This is a genomic window from Phycisphaerae bacterium (assembly GCA_017999985.1).
GTDB lineage: Bacteria > Planctomycetota > Phycisphaerae > UBA1845 > Fen-1342 > JAGNKU01.
In genome coordinates this window covers 121586-144460 of the sequence record JAGNKU010000011.1, presented here as the reverse complement: position 1 = coordinate 144460, position 22875 = coordinate 121586, and the positions used below count along the sequence as shown (strand labels likewise).

Sequence of the window (22875 nt, the reverse complement as noted above, 5' to 3'; positions counted from 1 at the left end):
CGGCCGCGGGCGTCGGTGGCGCGTCGTTGCAGCGACGGGTCCACGGGCAACCTTGAGGTGCGCGGGGCTCACCGGTAGAGTGCCACGGCTGGCCGGCGAGCGCAGACACCGGATGCGCAGGCCGGAGCCCGGGGCTGTCGGCGGTAACGCGGTGAGTACGCGGGAGGCGTGGGTGACGTGAGTCTGGAGTGGCTGGATGTCGCGATCTTCCTGGCGTTCTTCGCGTTCGTCGTCGGCATCAGCCTGGTCAAGAGCCGGCGCGAAAGGAACTGCGAGGACTATTTCCTGGCCGGCCGTGGGCTCACGTGGCCGTTGATCGGCTTTTCGATCGTCGCCGCCAACCTGTCAACCGAGCAATTTGTCGGCATGGCGGGGCAGTCTGCCGGGGACGTCGGTCTGGCCGTAAGCGCCTGGCAGCTCACCGGCTCGATCGGGATCGTCATCATCGCGTTCACGATTCTGCCGCGCTTCCTGAAGGCGGGCATCTATACGATGCCGGAGTACCTGGAGTACCGCTACAACGCCGCCGCACGCGGCATCATGGCGCTGTTCACGACGGTCATTTACGTGACGGTCACCATCACGGCCGTGCTGTACTCCGGCGGGCTGGCGCTGAAGACGATCTTCGGGCTCGAGCTGACGCACGCGATCTGGATCATCGGGGGGATCGCGACGATCTACACCGTGTGGGGCGGACTCAAGGCGATCGCGTGGGCGGATTTGTTCCAGGGCGCCGCGCTGATGATCGGCGGCCTGATCACGATGTTCCTGGGCATGCAGGCCTGCGGCGGCGCCGGCGCGTTCTTTGAGCAGAACGCACGACGGCTGCACATGATTCTGCCGGCCAATCATCCGACGCTGCCGTGGACCGGCGTGCTGGCGGGCATGTGGATTCCGATTGTCTACTATTGCGGTCTGAATCAGTTCATCGTCCAGCGCACGCTCGCGGCGCGCGATCTGCGGCAAGGGCAGCTCGGCATTGTGTTCGCCGCCGCCCTGTGGCTGCTGGTGCCGTTCGCGATCGTGCTGCCCGGGATCATGGCGCAGCAGTTGTACGGCGGCACGCTGGGCAGCACGGACGAGGCGTATCCGACGCTGATTCGTCGCCTCATCCCCATCGGGGTGCGGGGCTTCCTGTTTGCCGCGATCGCCGGTGCGGTGATCAGCTCGCTGGCGTCGATGCTCAACTCGGCGGCGACGATCTTCACGATGGACCTGTATCACCGGCATTGGCAGCCGCAGGCGTCGCAGCGCAGCCTGGTCCTGCTCGGCCGCGGGCTGACGCTGCTGTTCGTCATTACGGGCTGCCTGCTGGCGCCCGCGATTGCGCACCCCCAGTTCAAGGGCGTGTTCAACTTCATCCAGGAATTTCAGGGGTATATCTCGCCGGGCATCGTCGCGGCGTTCGTCGTCGGCTTTGTGCTGCCGCGCGCGCCGCGCACGGCGGGCGTGGTGGCCCTGCTGGTCAGCGCGCCGATCTACGGAGGGTTGCACTTGTTCTGCGGCGCGGGCACGCAGCACGAGTTGCACTACCTGGTCCGCATGCTGCTGACATTCGTGGCGGTGGCGCTGATCATGTGGATGATGACGCTGGCCGCACCGCTGCCGGAGCCGCGCAAGATCCCCGTGCGGGCGGATTTCAACGCGGCCTCCTCGCCGCTCGCGATGGTGCTCGGCGGGTTCGTAATCGCGGCGGTCGTCGCCTTTTTCGTCGTGTTCTGGTGAGTCGCAGCGCCGGCACGCGGGTTGGAGAACCATGAACGGCAGACAGCGACTGGCGGCCACGCTGGAGCACCGGCAACCGGACCGCGTGTGCGTGGATTTCGGGGCCACGTCCGTCACCGGGATACATGTATCGGCGGTCACGCGCTTGCGGCGGGCCGTGCTCGGCGAAGCGCAGCTGCGGGTGCGCGTGAGCGAACCGTACCAGATGCTAGGCGAGATCGACGCGGCGCTGCGCGCCGCCTTGCAGATCGACGTGGTGGGCATCGCGCCGCGGCTCAACATGTTCGGCACGCCGCAAGGCGACTGGAAGCCGTGCGCACTGTTCGACGGCACCGAGGTCCTGATTCCCGGCGGCCTGCGGATCACCGTGGATCCGGCGACGGGCGACTGGCTTAGCTTTCCGGGCGGCGACACCGGCGTGCCGGCGAGCGGGCGCATGCCGAAGGGTGGCCACTTCTTCGATGCCATCATCCGCCAGCAGCCGCTCGATGAAGCCCGGCTCGACCCGGCCGACAACATGGAAGAATTTGGCGTGCTGAGTGCTGAGGATCGGGCGTACTACCAGGAAATGGCCGCGTGGCTCGACACGCGACCCGCGTGCGGCGCCGTCCTGACGATCCCCGGCGCGGGTTTCGGCGACATCGCCCTCGTGCCGGCGACGTTCGTCAAGCAGCCGCGCGGCATCCGCGATGTGGCGCTGTGGTACGCGTCACTCGCGAAGCGCCCCAAATACATCGAGGCCGTGTTCGAGCGGCAGTGCGAATGTGCCGAGCAGAACATCGCGACGCTCATCGAGATCTTCGGCGACCGTGTGCAGGTGGCGATGCTGACCGGCACCGACTTCGGCATGCAGACCGGGCCGATGTTGTCCAGCGCGATGTATCGCCGACTGTTCAAGCCGTTCCACACCCGGTTGAATCGCCTCATTCACGAGCGGTCCGGGTGGCGGACATTCATCCATTCGTGCGGGTCGGTCTACAAGCTGATTCCCGAGTTCATCGACGCCGGGTTTGACATCCTCAACCCGGTGCAGTGCTCGGCCGCCGATATGGACGCGCGCCGGCTCAAGCGCGAATTCGGCGACCGGCTGGTTTTCTGGGGCGGCGGCGTGAACACGCAGCACACGCTGGCCTTCGGTTCGCCGGAGGAGGTGTACCGCGAGGTCCGCGAGCGGATCGACGTTTTCGGTGCGGGCGGCGGCTACGTGTTCAGCGCGATCCACAACGTCCAGGCCGACACGCCGACGGACAATATCCTCGCCATGTTTCGGGCCGTCCGGGACAGCCAAACTTAGTGGATCCGCAGGAACAGCGGCGAGGGTGGGCTAGCCCCGGGTAGTCACTCTCGGCCGGGCGGATTCGTGAGATTGGTTGGCGCGTCAACTTGAATCTCGCGCGAACGCGCCTATGCTTCAGTGTGTTCGGGACGAGAAGTTGCGCACGCCGCGATCGGGCGGCCAATTTCCTATTGTCCATTGTTCAGTCAGCGCCCGCCAGAAACGGGCGACACCGGGTGCAGCACGGTGTGCGAACGCGGCCTTGTAGGTCGCGCGCGGGCGCTGTCGGTTCGTAAATGGAGCTGCATTCTACAGGAGGAATGTGATGAAGATGCGTACAAGTGCTTTGGTTGTTGCTCTGGCTTCACTGAGTGTGCTTCCGGGTGTGGCGTTGGCCGATGTGTACACTGATCTTGGCGCGATCCACAACACCGGCTATGCCCCCGCGGGCATCAGCGGCCAGATTATCAGCGGCCCGGACGGGACCGGGTACATGCTCAATCCGTTCGTCGACTACAGCTACACGACGCCGGCGACGAATCCGCCGCTGGCCGGCGACTTCGTGGATTATGAGTGGGTGCACGAAACCAACTCCGGGCCGACGTCCTCGGCGAACGCGACGATCTGGCAATTCGGTGCGCGCGGGACCGACTTTCTGCTGGTGCCGGCGATCGACCACGCACCCGTGCCGCACGAGTCGCTCGAGGCGACCCTGTGGGGCTCGGACAATGGCGGCGCAACGTGGGTCAAGGGCACACTGGTCGAGGTCTACGACCTGGGCATGACCCCGGCCGTAACCGAGGATTGGACCTCGCGCTGGGTATTCAGCTACCCCGTGGACCTGGTTGGTGCCACCACGGGCCTGGCCCAGAACCAGTATTACTTCTACGATGGCGACACCGAGATCGACACCGTCCTGGCCGTGCCGGAGCCGGCATCGGCGGCGCTGGCGCTGCTGGGTGTGCTGCTGCTCCGCCGCTCGCGGTGAGCCTAAGCCGGTTCAGCTCAAATGAGCCGTAGATAACGGAGCAAGCGGGCGGTCAGCCGGGCGCTGACCGCCCGTTCTGCTTTGAGAGCACGCGGCCCAAGAAGCGGGTTCTGGTGTGTGCACCGCCCGAGCGCTCGGTCCGCGTGCCGGTGCGCTGTGAGGGGAGCGGGGCGACGTGCAATCTGATCCCGATCGGGTGTTGCGCTGTCCAGTCGTTTCGGCCGAAGGAGCCGTGGCGTCGGCGCCGCGCGGATCCACCACCCCCAATTGACCCCCCCGTTCCGGTGCGCATATACCTATGGAGGGAGCCCGTGCCTGGTCCCTCGTGACGCCACGCGCCCCATGCGAGGTACGACCCACATGACACCGATACGAACGCTGCCTCGGTTGAGCCACCGCCATTGCCTCGTCTGCCTGCTGGGCGTCCTCGCCGTGGTTGCGCCGGCGGCGGCTGAAGTCGAGTATTTCATTACCAGTCTGGGTGAGCTCGGCGGGACGCAGAGTGGGGCGTATGACATCAACAATGCCGGCGTCATCGCGGGGCGTGCCGAGGCGCCCGACGGGTGGTTTCATGCGGTGCGCTGGCTGAAGCCGGAGACGCCCGACGATCTCGGCACGCTGGGCGGCTTGTTCAGCGAGGCGTGGGGCATCAACGAATCCGGGCAGATCGTCGGGCACTCGCACGTGCTGCCCGGCGGCGGGGCGCACGCGTTCCGCTACGACCCGTGGATGGGCATGGTCTATCTCGGCGCGCTGGGCGGCGAGGCGGGCAATGCCAACCGCATCAACGACGCCGGCGTGGCCGTGGGCTGGTCCGAGCTGGCCGATGGTTCGACGCACGCGACGATCTGGGACGCCACCAACCAGCCGTTCGACCTGGGCACGTTCGGCGGCACGCAGAGCGAGGCGCTCGACATCAATGCCGCGGGGCACATCGTGGGCTGGGCCACCACGCGGGCGGACAACCAGGGGGATGAGCAGATGCGCGCGTTCATCTACGACGGCGGAGAGCTGGTACCGCTCGGGCCGGCGGGTGCACGGGCCAGTTCGGCCCAGGCGATCAACGAGGCCGGCCAGGTCATCGGCTTCAGCACCTCGTACGCCGAGTACATGACCGCGTTCCTGTGGGACGAGCAGCAGGGGTTGCAGGACCTCGGCAATCTCGGCGGCGACACGATCATTCCGTGGGGGATCAACAACGCGGCGTCGCCGGTGGCGGTTGGCTTTGCCGATGATGCGCAGAGTGAGGGCGTCGCGTTCGTGTGGGACGCGGCCCATGGGGTCCGCGATCTGAATGCACTCATTCCCGCCGATTCGGGCTGGATTCGGCTGCGCGAGGCGCGCGGCATCAACGATGCTGGGCAGATTGTCGGCTACGGTCTGCGGATGGACGGCTGGCACGCGTTTCTGCTGACGCCGGTGCCGGAGCCGACGGCGGCGCTGGGGCTGCTGCTGGCGGCGTCGCTGTCGATGAGGCACCGCCGACGCGCATGAAATCGGTTTGGACGGCGGAGTCACGTCGAGAATCAGGCCGAATAATCGGGTATAATCGCGCGCGCTGGGTTGCGGAACGCGAGAGAAGCCCGCGCCAAGACGGAGCGGTGGCGCGCCGGTGGGCATTCCCGTCCGCCCGGCCCCGCCGAAGTCGATTCCAATAATGTGAGGCACACCATGCAGAATGCCGTGAATGGCGGTCGGAAGCGTCTCACCGTCGTGGCCGCGGGGATGTTGGTAATGGTCATCGCGACCACTGCGCTGGCGGCGGACTCACCCAATACGGACCGCGCCGAGTCCTTGGCGCAGGCCTGGGTCGCTGGAACGCTCGCCGACGCCGCCGGCCCGGCCCCATCGGCCTTGCCACCGGGTACGCAGCTCGACCGCGTGGACGCCCAGGGGCCGTGGGTCGGAGTCTGGCTGACGCTGCCCGATACGTTTCTCGCGGAAATGTCCGGCGCTGAATGCGAACGCATCATCGGCGAGCAGGTGGAGCGGCTCCGTGTGGTGGACGGGCTCACGACCTTCATGGTCTTCGCGCGGCCGGCTGGCGACCCGGATGCCGATTATCGGCCGCTGCCGGACTATCTCCCGCGGCCTGCGGGCGAGTTGAACAAGCCGGAGCCGGAGGTCTACGAGTGGCCGGCAGATGAGCGGGCAGGCGGGTCGCCCACCTATAACCCGGGCAAGCCGGCTGGGGCGCTGTCGGGCAAGACGGTGTTCCTCAGTCCGGGGCACGGCTGGTACTACGCATCGACGCTGAGCCGGTGGGCGACGCAGCGTGGCAACTGGGGCGGGCTCATCGAGGACCTGAGCAACGGCGAAGCCGTGCTGAACCACCTGGCGCGCTATCTGCACAACGCCGGCGCGAACGTGTGGACCTGTCGCGAGCGCGACTTCAACACGAACATGGTGATCATTGACAACACGGACGGCGCGCCCAGCTACACGACATCCGGAAGCTGGACGAACAGCACCGGGGCGGGCACGTGGTACGGGAGCAACTACCAGTACAGCGCCGTGAGCGCGACGGAGACGGCGGTGGCGACGTACACGCCGGACATCCCGGCGGCGGACTACTACTCCGTGTACGTCTGGACGCCCAGCGCCTCGAACCGGTCCACGGATGCGATCGTGCGGGTGAAGCACACGGGCGGCACGACCACGCACGTGATCAACATGCAGCGCGACGGGAACACGTGGCGTTTTCTCGGGATGTACCACTTCGCCGCGGGCCGCAACACGACCAGCGGAGCGGTCGAGATCTCCAACCAGGGTTCGGACGCGTCGAAATACGTGATCGCGGACGCCGTGCGTTTCGGCGGCGGCATGGGCGATTACGTGGACGGCGGCACCGTGAGCGGGTGGCCGCGCTGGGAGGAGTCGGGCAGCTACTTCCCGGTGTTCATGGGCCAGCCCGGCGCGCCGTACGGCACCGTGAATGGCATGCCCCTGTACGCCAAGTGGGAAAGTGAGAGCTGGGAAGACTCGATCTATTTCTCCTGGCACAGTAACGCCACGGGCAGCCACACCGGCCACGGGACGCAGATGTACGTGTACGCCCCGGGGCAGCCGCCGCCCGGGCCGTTCAACGCCTTCGGCGGCGTGGTGGGTGGGGACACGCTGGCGACCCGGATCTTCGACGAAGTGATGAATGACATCCACGTGGCCTGGGACCCGGCGTGGCCGGGCGGGAAGTACTCGGCGTACTTCGGGGAGTTGAACCCGTCGAACAACGACGAGATGCCCGCGTGTCTGATCGAGGTCGCGTACCACGACAGCGCGGCGGACCAGCCGTCGCTGCTGGATCCGCGATTTCGTGATCTGGTGGCGCGGGCCTGCTACCAGGGCATCGTCAAGTGGTGGTACTTCCACGCGGACGGTCCTTCTGCGACGCCGATCCCCACCAATACGCTGCTGCCCGAGCCGCCCACGCATCTCGCGGTGCGGCAGACCGGCCCGGGCGCGGTGCGCGTGAGCTGGCGACCGCCGCCGTATGACACCGGGAACGGGCTGCTGGGCGATGCGGCGACGGGCTACCTCGTGCAGATGAGCCGCGACGGGCTCGGCTTCAACGACGGCGCGGCCACCACGAGCACGTATCTCGATTTCACGGGGCTGAACATCGGCGGCGTGTACTACTTCCGGGTGCTCGCGACCAACGCGGGCGGGCAGTCGTTCCCGACCGAGATCGGCGGCGTGAAGCTGGACAGCGACGGCGCGGCTCCCATTCTGGTCGTGACCGGCTTTGACCGGCTCGACGCCGATGCGATGCTGGCGGAAGACGACCCGTATGACAGCCAGGCGATGCTGCGGGAACGGCTCGAACGGATGAACCACTACGGTTACATCCGCACATTCGCCGACGCGCTCAACCCGACGGGGCTTGCCTTCGATTCATGCACGAACGAGGCCGTGCGTGACAATGACGTGGCGCTGGGTGCGTACGCGGCCGTGATTTGGCAATGCGGCGAGGAGTCGGACGAGACGAGCACCTTCGATTCGGTGGAGCAGAATCGGATCTGGGCTTACCTGGTCGCGGGTGGGCGGCTGTTCGTGTCGGGCTCGGAAATTGGTCTGGATCTGGACCAGCTTGGTCATGGCGCGTCGTTCTACAACAACCTTCTGAAGGCGGACTTTGTCGCGGACGACGCCGGAACTTACACCGTCGCGCCCGTGGCCAGCTCGATCTTCGACGGCATCGGGTCGTTCACGTTCGACGATGGCACTGCGATCTTCAATGTGGACTCGCCGGACGTGATGACAACGGCGAGCGGCAGCGTGGCGGCGCTGAGCTACGTGGGCGGCACCGGCGGAACGGCCGGCGTCGTCTACGACGGTGCGTTCCAGCTCGTGCATTTCGCCTTCCCGTTCGAGGCGATCACGGACCCGAGCCGGCGTATCGAGATCATGGTCGCGGTCCTGGATTTCTTCGGCCTGGACCCGGACGAGCCCGTGCTGCCGCCGGCCGACGTCATCGTCGAATCGCGCGCGGCCGACGGGACAGTCACGCCGCCGCCGGCGTACGTCGAGAGTGGTGCGTGGGCGAACAGCTCGATCAAGAGCACGGCGCCGGGGCTGGAGGGCACGGGCAGCCGGTTCATGGAGTATCAGGTTCCGAACACGGGCACGGATAACGCGACCTTTGTGCCGAGCATCACGACGCGGGCAAAATACGAGGTGTTCGTGACCTGGGCCAACGGGGCCAACTGCTACGACGCGCGGTATACGATTCGGCACTACCATGGGCAGACGCAGATGCTTGTGGATCAGATTCCGACCGGCGCGCCGGAGCCCGCCAACTACAACACGTGGATTTCGCTCGGCCAATACTGGTTCGACGCCGGGCAGTCGATCGCCGGCGCATCGGTCAACGTGTCCGAGGAGACGGTGAGCGGCCGGCCCAGCGCCAGTTGGAACTACCGCGTCTACACGGACGGGCTCAAGCTGGCGTTTGTGGCGTGGTGGCCCAGCGGCGACGCGGATGGAAACGGGCACGTCGAGCTCGACGATTTCCTCGTGCTGCCGGATTGCATCACAGGGCCCGGCGTCGCGTACGGTGACTCCGGTTGCGAGGCGTTCGATCTGAATCTCGACGGCGACGTTGATTTGTCGGATTTTGTCGGGTTCCAGAATGCGTTCGGCGGCTAGTTGCGCGCGGAACGGGTTTGCACGCGGAATGGTCGCCCCACGCCCCACGAAATATGGTCGGGGGGCTTGACGACTTACTATGCTCATAGTAGAATTGCTATGAGCATAGTAGCGGAGTCCCCTGGCATGCCCAAACGCATTCCCCATATCACCGAGGCCGAGTTGCGCATCATGAAACTCCTGTGGGAGCTCGGCTCCGGCACGGTCCGCCAGGTGCTCGAGGCGCTGCCGGCGAGCGGCGACGACCGGCCAGCGTACACGACGGTCATGACGCTCATGAAGCAGTTGGCCGACAAGGGGGCGCTAACGGTCGATCGCGAGCGACAGCCGTTTGTCTACACGCCGGCGGTCCGCCGGGACCAGGTTTTTCGGCACCGCGTGTCCCAGTTTCTGCACGAGGTTTTTGACGGCCAGGCGGCGGATCTGGTGTTGCGGCTGGTGGAAGACGAGGAGCTGTCAGCCGAGGACCTCCAGAAGATCGAAGCGAAGATCAAACAGCGCGAGCAGGCCGAACGGAGCAAGCCGACCAGGTAGAAGGGGTGTGGCATGTTCGATGCGATGAAGGTACTGGATTGGGAAGCCGTGTGCAGCGCGGCCCTTTCCGGGCTGGGGCAGGCCTTGCTCCTGGGCAGCGTGCTGGCCGTGCTGACGTGGATCGTGGTTCGCGTGCTGCACAAACGCATTTCGCCGGGGCTGGAGATGGCGCTGTGGTGTGTCGTGCTGCTCCGGTTCGTGATTCCCGGGGGACCGGGATGGTCGGGATCGCTCGCGAGCCTGTGTACGGCGGTTGTGCCCGCCCAGACGCACGCCGGGGCTGAGCTCGAGGCGCTGCCAACGCCGGCGATGCCCGGTGACGCCGCGACGGGGGATGCGACTACACCTGTCATGACCGCGACCGCGTTCCCTCCGGGGTGGGCCACGTTGAGTGTGGCGGTCTACGCCGCCGGTTTGATTGCGTTGGGCGTGGTGCGTGCCGTGTCGTACCGGCGTTTTCGGGCGGCGTGCCTGGCGTTGCCGGAGGCGGATGCCGAGACGCAGCGTGTCGTGCGCGCCGTTTGCGTGCGCGTCGGGATGCGGCGCATGCCGCGGGTGCGTGTGAGTGAAGATGAGCGGGCGCCCTTCGTGATGGGCGTGTTAGGTCCAGTGCTGGTGCTCTCACGGCGGCAACTCGTTCGGCCGGACGAGCTGGAGACCGTGATTGTCCACGAGGTCACCCATCTCCGGCGAGGTGACATGCTCGTGCGGTGTGTGCAATGTGTCGCCGGACTGGTGTTCTTTTTCTGGCCGGTCGTGGCGTGGGTGAACCGTCGGATTGACCGGGCGCGGGAGTACGCGTGCGACGAATGGGCCCTTCGTTGCGGCAGGCTCTCGCCCGGGCAGTACGCGCGTTGCCTGTTCGAGGTGACGCGTTGGCGGCGGTTGTCGCGGTGGACGTACGCGCCCGCGTGCATGGCCGGGCATCCAAGCACGCTTGAAAGGAGAATCGACGTGATTTTGACACAGACAGCGCGCGCGCCGCGCGGGGTTCTGGGCCGCCTCGGCGCAGCCGTGTTACTGGTCGCCTGGTGTGGATTCAGCCTGACGGGGGCGCAGGAGAAGACCCCCGGCGCGACGGCGAAGTATGCCGCGACCGAAGCGGGCATGCGGCAACACGCCGACGTGCTCTTCGCACACGTGAAAGAACTGCCCGGTGGCGACATCAACGGGGATGGTCAGGTCACCAAGGAGGAATGCTGGGCGTTCGTGACGGCGGTGATCCTCAGCCAGCCGGACGCGGTGCTCGCAGAGTATCCCGGAGCGGACCGCAACGGCAACAAGCAGCTCGAGGTGCCGGAGGCGTTTTTCTTCGGCCGCGGCGACTATGACTTCGAAGACCTCCACGAGAAGCTCGGCCCAGAGAAGAAGTTGCTCGGGGAAGGTCAGGACGAGCAAAAGGTGCAGGAGTTCAAGCAGCAAATGGCGACGGCCGAGTATGCCACCTGGCACGTGATCCTCGATCGGCGTGCGCAGCTCATCGACTCGGCGAAGAAGCTGCCGTCGCCCGAGTTTGTGCGCAAGGTGTTCAACAACGACATGAAGGAGTTGTTGGCCACGGGTGAGTTTGAACAGTGCGTCCAGGGCGTCAAGGAAGTGGCCAAGCTCAAGCAGGAAGCGAAGAAGCTGCGCGACAAGGCCGCGGGCGCGAGCGACGCGCACAAGGCGAAGCTGGAAGCGAAGGCCGGCGACTTTGAGCAGAAGGCGGCCCAGCTTACCAGCAAGCTGCAATCGGAGATCGCCGCCCGCGTCGAAGCGGCGGATGCGAACGGGGCCACCGAAGACGCGACGAGGTATCGGGGGCTGTTGAAGAAGCTGGAGTCGCTGTAGGCGCCACGGCAGGAGGCGCCGCCCGGGGTGTGGTCTGGTTGTCGGCCGGTCGCAGCGCCGCGCGACTGCGGCCGGCCGGACCGGCCACGCTCTGGGTCTGCGCGCGAGGAGCGTGCCATGCGGGAGTGGCTGTATCCACCGATCCTGGTTGGGCTGTTGGGGATGTGCGTGACGCTGCCCGCCGACGTGACCATCGAGTGCGTCACGGTCGGCAACCCCGGAAATGCCGGCGAGCTGTCCGGCGTTGGCGCCGGCGGCATGGGGCCGGATCGCGTCTGCGGAGCGGTGAAGTACGAATATGAGATCGGCAAGTTCGAGGTGACCGCCGCCCAGTACACGGCGTTCCTCAACGCGGTGGCGGCGGCGGACCCCCACGGTCTGTACAACCCACAGATGTCGTTGCACGCCGAGGGCTGCAGGATTCGGCGCACGGGCGAGGCCGGCAGCTACAGGTACGCGGTGGCGGCCGAGTGGGCGCAGCGGCCGGTGAACTTCGTCTCCTGGGGCGACGCCGCGCGATTTGCCAACTGGCTGCACAACGGTCAGCCCACTGGCCCGCAGGATTCGAAGACCACCGAGGACGGCTCGTATCAGCTCAATGGCGCCAAGGACAACGCCGCGCTGCTGCGCATCAAGCGCCGCCCGAAGGCGACCTGGGTCATCCCGAGCGAGGACGAATGGTACAAGGCGGCGTTCCACAAGAACGACGGCGTCACGGGCAATTACTGGATTTACGCCACCGCCGCGGACGCTCTCCCGAGCAACAAGCTGCAAGCGCCCGATCCGGGCAATTCCGCAAACTTCCAGCCCAAGGACGGTGGCCCCACGCTGGGTCCGCCGTATTGGCGAACGCCGGTCGGTGCCTTCGAGAACTCAAAGAGTTCCTACGGCACGTGTGACCAGGGTGGCAACGTGTGGGAGTGGATTGAGGCGGTCCATCGGCAGCAGGGGCAGACCCGGCGTGGCGCGCGGGGCGCGTCCTACTACACGCAGGGCCAGCACCTGCGCGCGAACGACCGTCATTTCGGGCTCGAGCCGGCGACGGAGCATCACCTCGTCGGGTTCCGCGTCGGTCATCTGCAGGCGCGGGACGGTGGTGTGGCAGCGGTGGAGCCGTGAATTGCGCACGTCTGGCGTGATACCGGGGTAGCGGGAATCCCAACCTGGCGGCCGCGCTGCCTGACGGGCGGCCAATATGCCGGTAGCGAGGTTCAAGCGGGGTGGAGCAGTCTTGTGATGCGCGCGCCGCGCGTGGTAGACTTACAGCGGGTGCTGCGCGTGTCATGCGTGCACCAGATCGTCGTAAGTCTCGGGAGGTTCGCGTATGGCCAGTGCGAAGGAAGCCGTGGCGGCCGTGGGCAGCGAGTATGACCTGTCGCCGCCGGGCAAGACCGGCATCTGCTACGGCATCTGTGACGGCTATCTCGTGCAATTGACGCCGGGTACGAACCAGCAGAACGCGGCGCAGGTTGCCGTGTCGATCAACTACCGCACGGCCGCGCTGGACGAGCCGGTGCGGCAGGGGCTGGCGAGCAGTGCGGCGCTGGCCGAAGCGGGCGTGACGGCAAAACACGTGCACGTGCAGGACGGGGTGCTCACGTACGTGCAGGGGTCGGGCTTCACCGGCGGCTTCAAGCCGGAGCAACTGCGGGCGACCGTTGACGCGCTGCTCAACACGGTGCGCGGGGTCGTGCCGCTGCCGCCCTGCACGTGCCGTGTCTGCGGCGACGGTGCGCAGGCGGGGGCGATTCTGATCAACGGCGCGGTCGATTGCCTCTGTCCGACGTGCCTCGCCGGCGTGCAGAGCGCGGCGCAGCAGGCGCAGGCAGCGTACGATGCGCAGCCCACGCGGATGGGGCTGGCGGTGGCGACGGCCGTGGTGGCCGCCGCGGTCGGGGCGGCGGTGTGGGCGGGCATCGTGATCGCGACCGAGCGGATGTTCTGGCTGCTGGCCATCGGGATCGGCGCTCTGATCGGCGTTGCGACGGCGAAGGCGGCGGGCAAGGGTGGCTGGCCCGTTCAGGTGCTCGCGGTCCTCGCGACCGTCGTGTCTGTGCTGGTGGGCAACGTGTTGATCTATGCATACGCAGCCAACAAGGAGATTACGGCGCAAGGTGACACGGTGGACTGGCTCGCGTTTGCGCGTGCGATCCCGCAACTGCTCGTCGAGGGCGGAGGCGACACGCTGTTCGCGCTGGGCAGCGGGTTGTTCGGGGCGTACTACGCGGCCCGCGTGACGGGGCGCAAGAAGCTAGACGTCAACATCGAGTAGAGGTGACTGCGGGCTCTGCGCCGTGCGGCGTGCTGCTCGGCGACGTACGCGTTGGTGGGAGAAATTGTCGATAACGAGCGCTGAGCAGCGCGGAGATCGAGGCTCCGCCTGTTACAATGGCGCTGCACTGCTTGTCGTGCGTCGCGGAGAGAGGCAGTCGGGTCGGCGCGTCGCGCGGGCCTGACATGAGGGTTTCTAGCAGGAGCACTAGACAGTATGCCGCAGGGAGTTCCGTGTCGACAGGTCGGAGCGGCTCCACGGCTTGGCTGCGCCCGGCCGTGCCACCTCTGGGCTTGGCTTGTGGGCTTGGTCGCGCTATTCCTGCCGGCGGTTGCACCGGCGCAGGACGAACTCTTGCTGGGGGCGCAAGCCGTCTATCAGGGGGCGCAGGCCTCGGATGCGTTCAGTGCCATTCACTATCTCGGCAACGGACGCATCATCGCCGGCAAGCGCTCGTCGCAGGCCGCCACGCGCTTTCTGCTTAGCGAAGACTACGGGGCTACCTGGACGGTCGTCGGCTGCCCCGGCTCGACCGGGTCCCACACCTACTTCTTCGGGCAGAACGGCGACACCGTGTTTTCCGGCACGGGCGATACCGGCAACGCGTGCCTGATGAAGAGCACGGACGCCGGCTGTACGTGGTCGGTGGCGCTGACCTCCGCGCAACTTCGCGGCCTGATCGGCAGCGCGAATGTGCTGGCCGTGTTCAGCCCCGTTTACCTGGGCGCGGATTGCTGGATCGTGAACGTCAAGAGCTTCGACACTACGAAGAAGGTCATCATGTCCGCCGACAACGGCGCGACTTGGTACGTGCCCGCCGCGCAGCCGGGGCAAAACGCGTCGGCGTGGGCGCGACGGATGATCCTGACCAGCGACAACGTGCTGCTGTGGCCATCGTGCCAGGGCAACCGGATGTACCGCTCTACCGATCAAGGCGCGAGCTGGTCCTACGCCACCGTGCCCAATGCGGCCCTGTTCCAGCCGCTGTGCGACGCGGGCAACGGGATTTACTTCTGCGGCGACGTCCGCACGACCGCCAACACGCCGATCGCCCTGTATCGCAGCCTCGACATGGGCCAGACGTGGTCGAAGGTCGTGGAGGTCAATTTGCAGCGGCCGACTTACACGTACTGGCGCGACATCGTCAAGGTCGGCGACAGCCTGCTGGCGTCGGCGTGCTGCATGGAAGGCACGAGCAATGAGCGTTACATGCAGTTGTTCCTGTCCACGAACGACGGGACGGACTGGGTGTTGCTCGGAAACCCCTACATCGGCCCATACGGCGGGATGCAGGCGATCTACCAGATGTGTGCCACGGAGCTGAACGTCGTGTTTGCCGGGTGCCAGCCCGACAGCACGATTCTGCGCTGGCCGATGCCGGTGGGCGTTGATGGCGGCATGCCGGGGGACATCGATGGCGACGCGGGCATCGAATTCGACGATCTGGTGCTCTTCGCCAGTGCGATGAACGGCCCGACGGTGCGGGCGGTGCCGCCCGGCGGCGAGCTGGCATACTTCATCCGCGCTGATCTGGACGACGACCTGGACGTGGATCTGGCGGACTTCGCGCTGTTCAGCGCGCTCAGTGCGGCGCGCGTTCGTTCATAGACCGCGACCGCGAAACGGTCGCCAACCGGGGTGGTGCGGGCGTCCCGCCCGCCGCAGGAACGGGCAAAATGCCCATACCACCCATGTTGGAGTGGTTCTGAGGTGCGGCGGAGCGCGCGTTTCAACGCTGCCCCACGCCGGGCGCTTGCGCCGCCCAGTGGCGCCAGGCCGCGAGCTCGTCCGGATTGGCCGGTTCCGCGCCGACCCGCCGCAGTTGCGTCTCCAGATTGCCGGCGATGTGTTGGGCGTAGTAGGTGAGGTCCCACACGCGCAATGTGCCGTCCAGCGACGCGGACACGAGCGTGCGTCCATCGGCCGCGAAGTGCAGCGTCATCACCGGCGCCGTGTGCCCCTCGAGCGCAGCCAGCGGTCGGCGCAGCGGCAGGTGCCAGAGGCGAATGGCTCCGCTGGTGTCGCCGCTCGCGATCGTCTCGCCGTCGGGGCTGATGTCGAGGCAGAAGATCTCCTGGGTGTGGCCGACCAGTGTCCCGACCTGCTGGCGGGTGGACGTATCCCAGATTTCGATGATCCTGTCCGCGCCGGCAGCCAGCAGCCAGCGACCATCCGGCGAGAAGGACACGGTCCGCAGGGGCTTCTGGGTCGGCGGCTTCCATGTTTCGCTTGTGTCGCTGTTCAGGTTCCAGACGAGCAGAGCTCCGTTCCGCAGCGCGATGGCCAGACGCTGGCCGGTCGCGTCAAACGCGAGGTGCGGGATGCGGTCGCCCGCGGGCGGCAACTCGCGCTCCAATGTCCCGCCGGCCACGCGCCAGATCCTGAGAATGCCGTCGTTGCAGGCGGTCGCGAGCGTGGCGCTGTCCGGGCTGAAACTGACATCACTGACGAGGCTGCCGTGTGCCAACTGGACCGGGGCCGCCCCGGGATCCTGGTTGTCCCACACGTACACGGCGCTGGCGTACGTTGCCGCGGCGGTCCAGCGCCCGTCCGGCGAAATCGCGGTGCACGGCACGGTGGCTTCATTGCCGAAATCGAGCGTGTTCACGGCGAGCGTCGTGGCGTCAATCCGGTACAGCTTGCCCAGTCCGCCGCCGGCGCAGAGCCAGTCTCCGGCGGGGCTGATATCGACGCTGTGGAGTGCTTCGCCGGCGATTCGCACGATGCGGACGCCGGCATGCGCGTTGACCTCCCAGAGACGCAGAGCGCCTTCGCCGTTGGTCCAGATGTGTTGCCCGTCGGCGGTGAAAGCGACGGTGCGCACGCGGCCGGGGTGCGCGACGAACGTGGCGCGGCACTGTCCGGTGGTGGTGTCGACCAGGCGTACGGCGCCGCGCAGATCGCCGATTGCCAGCAGGCCACCGTCCGGGCTGAAGCCCTGGACCCGGTAATCGCCCGGCCGCTCCGCGAACTCGATGGCGGTGGGAGGCATGGTGGTGAGGTCCCAGATGCGGCCGGGGGTTGCCATCCACGCGTCCGCGAGCCGCCGGTCGTCGGGTGAAAACAGCAGCTCGCCGAGCGATTGCGTGGCCACGCGCGGCGTCGCCGTGCCGGTGGCATGGGCGACGCGTTGTTGCGACGCGAGTTCCCAGACGTGGAGGCCGCCGAGCCGATCGCGCGCCGCCAGTCGCCCGTTGGTGTGCGACAGCGCGAGCGCGGTCAGTTCGCCGCCATCGCAGCGCAGACGCGCTAGCTCCGCAACTGGATTGAGATTCCACACGACCGCCGTGTCGTCAAGCGCGGCGGCCACGTGCTGTCCGGACGGTGACAGGCAGATCACAGTTGCGCCGACCGGCAGCTCCAGCGCGGGGATTTCGCCGGCACCGCGCCGGTAGACCGCATATCGCTGGCCGTCGAAGCGGACGATGAAATGTCCGGTGGCGCCGATCGTGGGCAGCGCGTGTCCACAAGGGACGGGGAGCGCATACGAGTCGAGCTGCGTGCCGAATTCGTCGAGCTGCTGCACGCGTCCATCCGTGTCGATGGTCCAGAGGCTCTGGCGGTCGGTGGAGAGTGTCGCGGCACGCACGCCCGGGGGATCGAGCGTGATTGTGCGCCGGCAGGGATAACGGCGATACAGTTCCCAAAGACCCCAGTAGGCTTCCGGCGGTCCGGGCGGCGTGTTCAGGTGCAGGGTGTGCGGGCCGCTCAGCTCGCGATGCGTGAGCAACTCGCGCCACAGCAACTGCTCTGCCTGCTCCATGTTGCCGAGCATGCCCGCCATGCGTCCCTGCTCGACACTGCCCTGGGAGAGCAGGTCGTTCAGCACACCGGCGGTCTGCACCGCGGCCTGCTGCATGCGCGCCGCTTGCTGATACATCACGGCCATGACCGCGCCGAACGCCGTCACCAGCACGACGAAGGCCGTGGCGACGACGACTTGCAGTCGGTAGCGGCGCAGTGTCTTGCGCAGCATGTAGATGGCGCTGTCGCGCTTCGCCTCGATCGCCTCGCCGACCAGATAGCGGCGGAGGTCGTGGGCCAGCTCGCCGGCGGTCTGATAGCGCCGCTCGCGGTCCTTCGCCAGGCACTTCAGCACGATCGTGTCCAGCTCGTCGTCCAGTGGTGGGCCGCCGGTGGCCGTGATCCGCGCGCTCGGGCGCGGCGGCGCGCGGAACAGGATCGTGTCGACGGCTTGGCGCAGGTTGCTGCCCAGGTCGAACGGCAGGTGACCCGTCAGGAGCTGGAACAGGATCGCGCCGAGCGAGTACACATCCGTGCGCAGGTCGATCTTGACCGATTCTCCCGCGACCTGCTCGGGCGACGCCCACGGCAGCGACCCGACGAACTGCCCGGTCTGCGTCATCGCCGAGTCCGGCTCCGCATCGGTGGACTTGGCCAGGCCGAAGTCGAGGACGTGCGGCTCGCCCTGCGGGTCCACCCGGATGTTGCTGGGCTTCAGGTCGCGATGAATGATTCCGCGCAGGTGGGCGGCCTGCACCGCGTCGCAGACCTTGATAAAAAGCTCGAGAATCGCCCGCACGCGCCGCCGCGGGTCCGTCGGTCCCGCGGCCCCGCCGGCCACCGCGCTGCCGCCGGCCGCGGGCGGGAGCGCCGTCAGCGCTTCGTCGAGCGGCCGGCCCGCCACGTAGTTCATCACGAAGTACACGTACCCGGCCGCGACGCCGGCGTCGTGCACGGCCACGATGTTCGGGTGATTGAGGCGCCCCAGCGTGTCGATCTCGCGATCGAAGCGGGCCCGGTCCGACAGGGTCGCGAACGGCCCGTGTTTCATGACCTTGATCGCGACCGGGCGGCGCGTGGCGCGCTGGACCGCGCGGTACACGACGCCCTGCCCGCCGCGATGGATCTCATCCAGGATCTGGTACCCGGGAATGTCAATCACGGCGGGTGGCGGGGCGGGTTCGCGCGCGGCCCGGTCGGTCCGCGTCAGAAACCGGCTCAGGAAGCGATTGTCCGCGCGGATCCGCTGCAGCGTGCTGCGGCAGACTTCGCACTCCTGAAGGTGTGCTGCGAGCGGCGGCGGGGTCACGCCACCGACGGCCAGGGTCTCGAGCACCTCCGCGGGGGGACACGACGCGACCGGCATGGCTCAACCGCCCACGACGCTGTCGTCGTAGCGCCGCATGATTTCGCGCAGCTTTTGGATCACGCGGTTCTTGGCGTTATAGATTTCCTGTGGCGTCAAGCCGAGCTCAGCCGAAACCAGCTCGATTGACTCCTGCCGGAGGGCGACCCGTTCGAACGCTGCGATCGTCCGCTCGTTGAAGCGCGTGGTCTGCCGCAGCTCGGCGACGGCCTGCTCAAAGATCTGCCGACGTTCCTCTTCTTCCCACGCCGCGTCGGCATCCTCCTGATCCGGCAGCGCCTCAATCGCGGACTCGCCGCGCAGCTCACGCCGGCGTCCCGCCGCCCGGCGCCAGTCCGCGAGTCGGTAGCGCGCGATCGCGATCAGCCACGAACGCAAACGCCCTTGCTGACGATCGTATTTGCGCCGCCGGTAGTCCTCGACGAAACACGCCAGCGTCTCCTGCGCGACATCCGCAGCGTCGCTGGCGTTGAGACCCATGCGGCAGAGGAAACCGATCACGATCGGTCGGTACCGGCGGTCGAATTCGTCCCACACGGCGCGATTGCCGCGCTCGTGGAGCCCCGCGAGCAGCTCCGTCGTCGTCCGCGCCAGATCCCCGGGCTCCATCAACGCGTGCTCCACTAGCGTAAGGTTATTGTAGCTCATTGGTTATGCACATCCAAGTCAATCCCGCAGGTCGGTCTGTCGCCGTTCTTTCCTGTAAATAGAACAAAAAAGGTCCAATCTGACTTGGAGAAATCACCGACGGCCGACGGAAGCATGGCAGAGGTGCGTCGCGCTGGGCCGCGCGGCACCTTCCGCCGCTGCCGTAAACGGCGCTGGGCGGCTTTGAAACAAAGGAAAGGAATAGAACCATGAAACCTCCACTTTCGATGATTGTAGTCGTGGCGGCGGGATTCGCAGTCTCAGGGGCCATTGCCCAGCCGGCGTACGTTGGCGGCATCCTGTACGAGCCGGCCGGCAGCGCGAGCCTCGGCGCGGTCAGCGGCCGTGTGCTCAGCGTCGGTAACATCGGCAGCAGCGGCGAGGATGGCGTGGCGGTGCGCTGCAGCAGCGCATGGGGCGGCGGAGTGGGTGTGGATCTCACAGGTTTCGGCGGTGTGGGTGCCAACCGTGAAATCAAGATCCGGCCCAAGGGTTGGGACGGCACGGTCAAGGGCACCATGCGCGCGTACAACGAGCCGGCCACGGGCGTGACCTACCTCGCCGCCGATTTCAGCGACAGCGGCGCCGCCGGGGCGTCGTACGTCGAGTATGACGAACTCGGCAATGCCGTTGCGGAGGGCTTGCTGCCCGCGGAAGGACTGGCAATGGGGCCGTGCCCGGGGCAATATCAGATCTGGTACGCGTCGTTGCACCTCATCAGCCTCGGGCCACCCAAGCAGTTCACAGTGACTTGGCACTATTACTGCTCCAACTGCCCGGACCCGTGGCAGTGGTTTGCCCCCTGCGGCGGAATCAGCTCCGCGCGTACGATCGTCGTCACTCCGATCTTCCCTGGTGGCGTCCCCGGCATCAGTGACGTCGATGCGCTGGTTGTGACCGGACGCGACCTGCCGGACCTGGATGGTGACGGCGTACCCGACCTCGTTGTGGGCAATGCCGACATCAAGTCGTTCCCGATCCCGTGCCCGCCCTGGGACTGCCTCGGGCCGGATTACGCTTTGGATAGCGCCCGCTGGGGGCTTGGCCAGGCGCAGATCAGCGAGCAGTGCACGCCTGACAGCATGGGGGGCTGCGACCCGAGCATCCGACGCCTGGTGGTGGACAATCTTGGCTCCTCGGGACAGGACGGCGTGGCCGTTGCGCTGCCCCCGAATAACGGCGGCGTCAGTGTCGAGTTGGCCAAGGGCAACTGCTGCCGCGGGCACGTGATCATCATGAAGGCCTTCGATGACGAAGGCCATGAGCAGCGCGTTTCGATGACCCAGACCACCGACCTCACTGGAATAGAAGAACTGGACGCGGACTTCTCGTCGCTCGGTGCCATTGGGTTCCGTCTGCGGCTCTTCGGACCGGGTGGGGTCGTGCTCGGCCCGCCCGAGGGCACCGCGTTCTACGCCGGCGGACCGAAGCCGACCTTCACCAACATGTGCCCGCCGGGCTACCGGGAGATCTGGGTGAACCAGGGGACGCCCGCAAACCCCGTCTGGGTCTTCTCGGGCTGCGAAGGGCTGTACGAATTCACGTTGCCCGGCATCGGCACAGTGCCTGGCGTGGCCTCCTTCAGCGTTGAGCCGATCGACGCGACGTCGAGCTTTGGCCAGCGCACCCGCGTGGAGGTTCTCAGCGACGATGACCAGGGCCTCGTCATCACCGGCATCACCGTCACGCCCGCCACCACTGCGTACGTGAGCGGCTTGCTGCACACCGCGCTGGGCACGGCCCAGCTCGATCCGCCGACTGACCGCCGGCTGCCCGTGCGCAACCTGGGCAGTTCCGGTGAGGACGGCGTCGAAATCCAACTGCACTCACTTCTTGGTGGCGGCGCCGAGGTCGACCTCGAACCCTTCCTGAGCACTCCTGGTGCGACGCTCCGCCACAAGTACAAGGGCTGGGATGGTCTGATCTACGGAAACCACCGCCTGGCCAGCAACGGCGACGGTTCGGCCATGTTGACGCTCGACTACTCGGATGTTGGGGCGACCAGCATCGTGATCGAGCAGCTCGACGCGAATGGCGTCGTGATTTCCTCCGCAGAGTACACCGGCCCCATCGTCGACTTGCCGCTAAACGAGGAAGAGTTCGTTTGCCCACCCGGATGTACCAAGACGATGCGTTGGTGGGAGGGCCAGCTTTGTTCCACCTGCCCGGTCGAGAGTCACTGGGTGTTTACCTGCACCTGTCCGGGCGGCGGCGGGAGCACAGATTACACGGAGCGCGTGATCACTCCGACCTTCCCCCCGGGCACGCCGGACACCCCGGGCTTTGAGTCGCTGTCGATCACCGGCAGCGGGCTCTCCGAGCTGGTGGTCTCGAACGCGAACGTCCGGACGTTTGGCCTTCCGTCTTGGGGCCTGGGCGCGTCGCACCTTGGCGAGCAGTGCACGCCCGACGGCATGGGCGGTTGCGATGAGACCGACCGGCGCCTCGTCGTGACGAATATCGGCTCGTCGGGGCAGGACGGCGTGGCCATCGACGTGCCGAAGGAGCAGGGCGGCGTTTCGCTCAGCCTCGCGAAGGGCAACTGCTGCCGCGGGCACGTGATCATCATGAAGGCGTACGATGACGAGGGCCAGGTGCAGCGCATCATCACGACGCAGGCTTCGGATTCATCCGGGACCGAGGAACTGGATGCGGATTTCACCGACCTCGGCGCCAGCGGCTACATCCTGACGGCTTACGGCCCGGGTGGCGTGGTCATCGGTCCGCCGGGTGGTACCGAGATCGTCAACGGCGGCCCCAAGGTCGTCGTCGGCACCCCGTGCCCGCCGGGTTCAAACGCGATCTGGCAGAACAACGGCACGCAGAGCAACCCCGTCTGGGTGTTTGTCGGCTGCCTGGGCATTCCGATCGACCTCATCGTGCCCGGCGTCGGCCCGCTGGTCGGCGTCACCTCGTTCGACATCAAGCCGCTGAACCCGACGTCGAGTGTCGGGCGGCTGGTCCGGCTTGAGGTGGTCAGCGATGATCCAGAGGGGCTGATCATCGAGGACATCAGCGTGTCGCCGGGTCTCAAGGGCGACCTGAACTGCGACGGCGTGGCGAACTTCAAGGACATCAACCCGTTCGTCCTGCGGCTGGCCAACCCCGCGACGTACGCCGGCACGTTCCCGAACTGCCCAAGCTACAACGCGGACATCAACAACAATGGCGTCGTCGGATTTGACGACATCAACCCGTTTGTGGCCTTACTCAGCTCGGGTCGCTGACCCGGTCGCGTGGTTGTAACGCTGGCGGACAACATCGCTGCCGGTGGGATTCGAGTCAGTAGACGGGCGGTTGGCGCGACGCTGACCGCCCGTCCGCTTTTGCGCGGCGGCTCGACGGCA

The 22875-nt window shown here is 66.8% G+C and carries 13 protein-coding genes; 11 read left to right on the top strand and 2 right to left on the bottom strand.

Features of this window, described 5'->3' with window-relative positions; all coding sequences use genetic code 11:
- The first annotated feature begins 177 nt into the window (after nt 1-177).
- The 10 genes from KA383_15180 to KA383_15135 all read left to right on the top strand — a co-directional run bounded on the left by KA383_15180 (nt 178) and on the right by KA383_15135 (nt 15378).
- A complete protein-coding gene (locus tag KA383_15180) occupies nt 178-1725 on the top strand; it encodes a sodium/solute symporter (GenBank protein ID MBP7747459.1) in 1548 nt (515 codons plus the stop codon).
- A gap of 31 nt (nt 1726-1756) precedes the next feature.
- Nucleotides 1757-3019 carry a methyltransferase gene (locus tag KA383_15175; GenBank protein ID MBP7747458.1) on the top strand — a complete coding sequence of 421 codons (1263 nt, stop codon included), beginning with the start codon at nt 1757-1759 and terminating at the stop codon, nt 3017-3019.
- 307 nt (nt 3020-3326) lie between these two features.
- Nucleotides 3327-3989: a hypothetical protein gene (locus tag KA383_15170; protein MBP7747457.1), complete on the top strand. Its 663-nt coding sequence runs from the start codon at nt 3327-3329 to the stop codon at nt 3987-3989.
- Nucleotides 3990-4349: 360 nt separating this feature from the next.
- Complete coding sequence (locus KA383_15165; protein MBP7747456.1) at nt 4350-5483, top strand: PEP-CTERM sorting domain-containing protein; 1134 nt, start codon at nt 4350-4352, stop codon at nt 5481-5483.
- Nucleotides 5484-5660: 177 nt separating this feature from the next.
- Complete coding sequence (locus KA383_15160; GenBank protein ID MBP7747455.1) at nt 5661-9134, top strand: N-acetylmuramoyl-L-alanine amidase; 3474 nt, start codon at nt 5661-5663, stop codon at nt 9132-9134.
- Nucleotides 9135-9260: 126 nt separating this feature from the next.
- Nucleotides 9261-9668, top strand: a complete 408-nt coding sequence (locus KA383_15155; GenBank protein MBP7747454.1) for a BlaI/MecI/CopY family transcriptional regulator — start codon at nt 9261-9263, stop codon at nt 9666-9668.
- Between the two features lie 12 nt (nt 9669-9680).
- Nucleotides 9681-11498, top strand: coding sequence for a M48 family metalloprotease (locus KA383_15150; protein ID MBP7747453.1), 1818 nt, complete (start codon nt 9681-9683; stop codon nt 11496-11498).
- 117 nt (nt 11499-11615) lie between these two features.
- Nucleotides 11616-12617 carry an SUMF1/EgtB/PvdO family nonheme iron enzyme gene (locus tag KA383_15145; protein ID MBP7747452.1) on the top strand — a complete coding sequence of 334 codons (1002 nt, stop codon included), beginning with the start codon at nt 11616-11618 and terminating at the stop codon, nt 12615-12617.
- Between the two features lie 205 nt (nt 12618-12822).
- On the top strand, nt 12823-13770 hold the full coding sequence (locus tag KA383_15140; GenBank protein ID MBP7747451.1) for a hypothetical protein: 948 nt from the start codon (nt 12823-12825) through the stop codon (nt 13768-13770).
- 306 nt (nt 13771-14076) lie between these two features.
- Nucleotides 14077-15378, top strand: a complete 1302-nt coding sequence (locus KA383_15135; GenBank protein MBP7747450.1) for an exo-alpha-sialidase — start codon at nt 14077-14079, stop codon at nt 15376-15378.
- Between the two features lie 121 nt (nt 15379-15499).
- On the opposite strand, the gene KA383_15130 is transcribed toward KA383_15135, so the two are convergent.
- The gene (locus KA383_15130; GenBank protein ID MBP7747449.1) at nt 15500-18880 is read right to left on the bottom strand and encodes a protein kinase; all 3381 of its coding nucleotides are present in this window, start codon (nt 18878-18880) and stop codon (nt 15500-15502) included.
- 3 nt (nt 18881-18883) lie between these two features.
- Nucleotides 18884-19528, bottom strand: coding sequence for an RNA polymerase sigma factor (locus KA383_15125; protein MBP7747448.1), 645 nt, complete (start codon nt 19526-19528; stop codon nt 18884-18886).
- A 209-nt stretch (nt 19529-19737) separates the two neighbouring features.
- Here KA383_15125 and KA383_15120 point away from each other — a divergent pair, with 209 nt between their 5' ends.
- A complete protein-coding gene (locus KA383_15120) occupies nt 19738-22755 on the top strand; it encodes a hypothetical protein (GenBank protein ID MBP7747447.1) in 3018 nt (1005 codons plus the stop codon).
- Nucleotides 22756-22875: the final 120 nt, after the last annotated feature.

Bases quoted from the DNA above. Each gene is read 5' to 3' on its own strand.
- KA383_15160 (MBP7747455.1), top strand. From the start codon at position 5,661: ATGCAGAATGCCGTGAATGGCGGTCGGAAGCGTCTCACCGTCGTGGCC.
- KA383_15155 (MBP7747454.1), top strand. From the start codon at position 9,261: ATGCCCAAACGCATTCCCCATATCACCGAGGCCGAGTTGCGCATCATG.
- KA383_15125 (MBP7747448.1), bottom strand. From the start codon at position 19,528: ATGAGCTACAATAACCTTACGCTAGTGGAGCACGCGTTGATGGAGCCC.
- KA383_15130 (MBP7747449.1), bottom strand. From the start codon at position 18,880: ATGCCGGTCGCGTCGTGTCCCCCCGCGGAGGTGCTCGAGACCCTGGCC.
- KA383_15165 (MBP7747456.1), top strand. From the start codon at position 4,350: ATGACACCGATACGAACGCTGCCTCGGTTGAGCCACCGCCATTGCCTC.
- KA383_15170 (MBP7747457.1), top strand. From the start codon at position 3,327: ATGAAGATGCGTACAAGTGCTTTGGTTGTTGCTCTGGCTTCACTGAGT.
- KA383_15175 (MBP7747458.1), top strand. From the start codon at position 1,757: ATGAACGGCAGACAGCGACTGGCGGCCACGCTGGAGCACCGGCAACCG.
- KA383_15140 (MBP7747451.1), top strand. From the start codon at position 12,823: ATGGCCAGTGCGAAGGAAGCCGTGGCGGCCGTGGGCAGCGAGTATGAC.
- KA383_15150 (MBP7747453.1), top strand. From the start codon at position 9,681: ATGTTCGATGCGATGAAGGTACTGGATTGGGAAGCCGTGTGCAGCGCG.
- KA383_15120 (MBP7747447.1), top strand. From the start codon at position 19,738: ATGAAACCTCCACTTTCGATGATTGTAGTCGTGGCGGCGGGATTCGCA.
- KA383_15145 (MBP7747452.1), top strand. From the start codon at position 11,616: ATGCGGGAGTGGCTGTATCCACCGATCCTGGTTGGGCTGTTGGGGATG.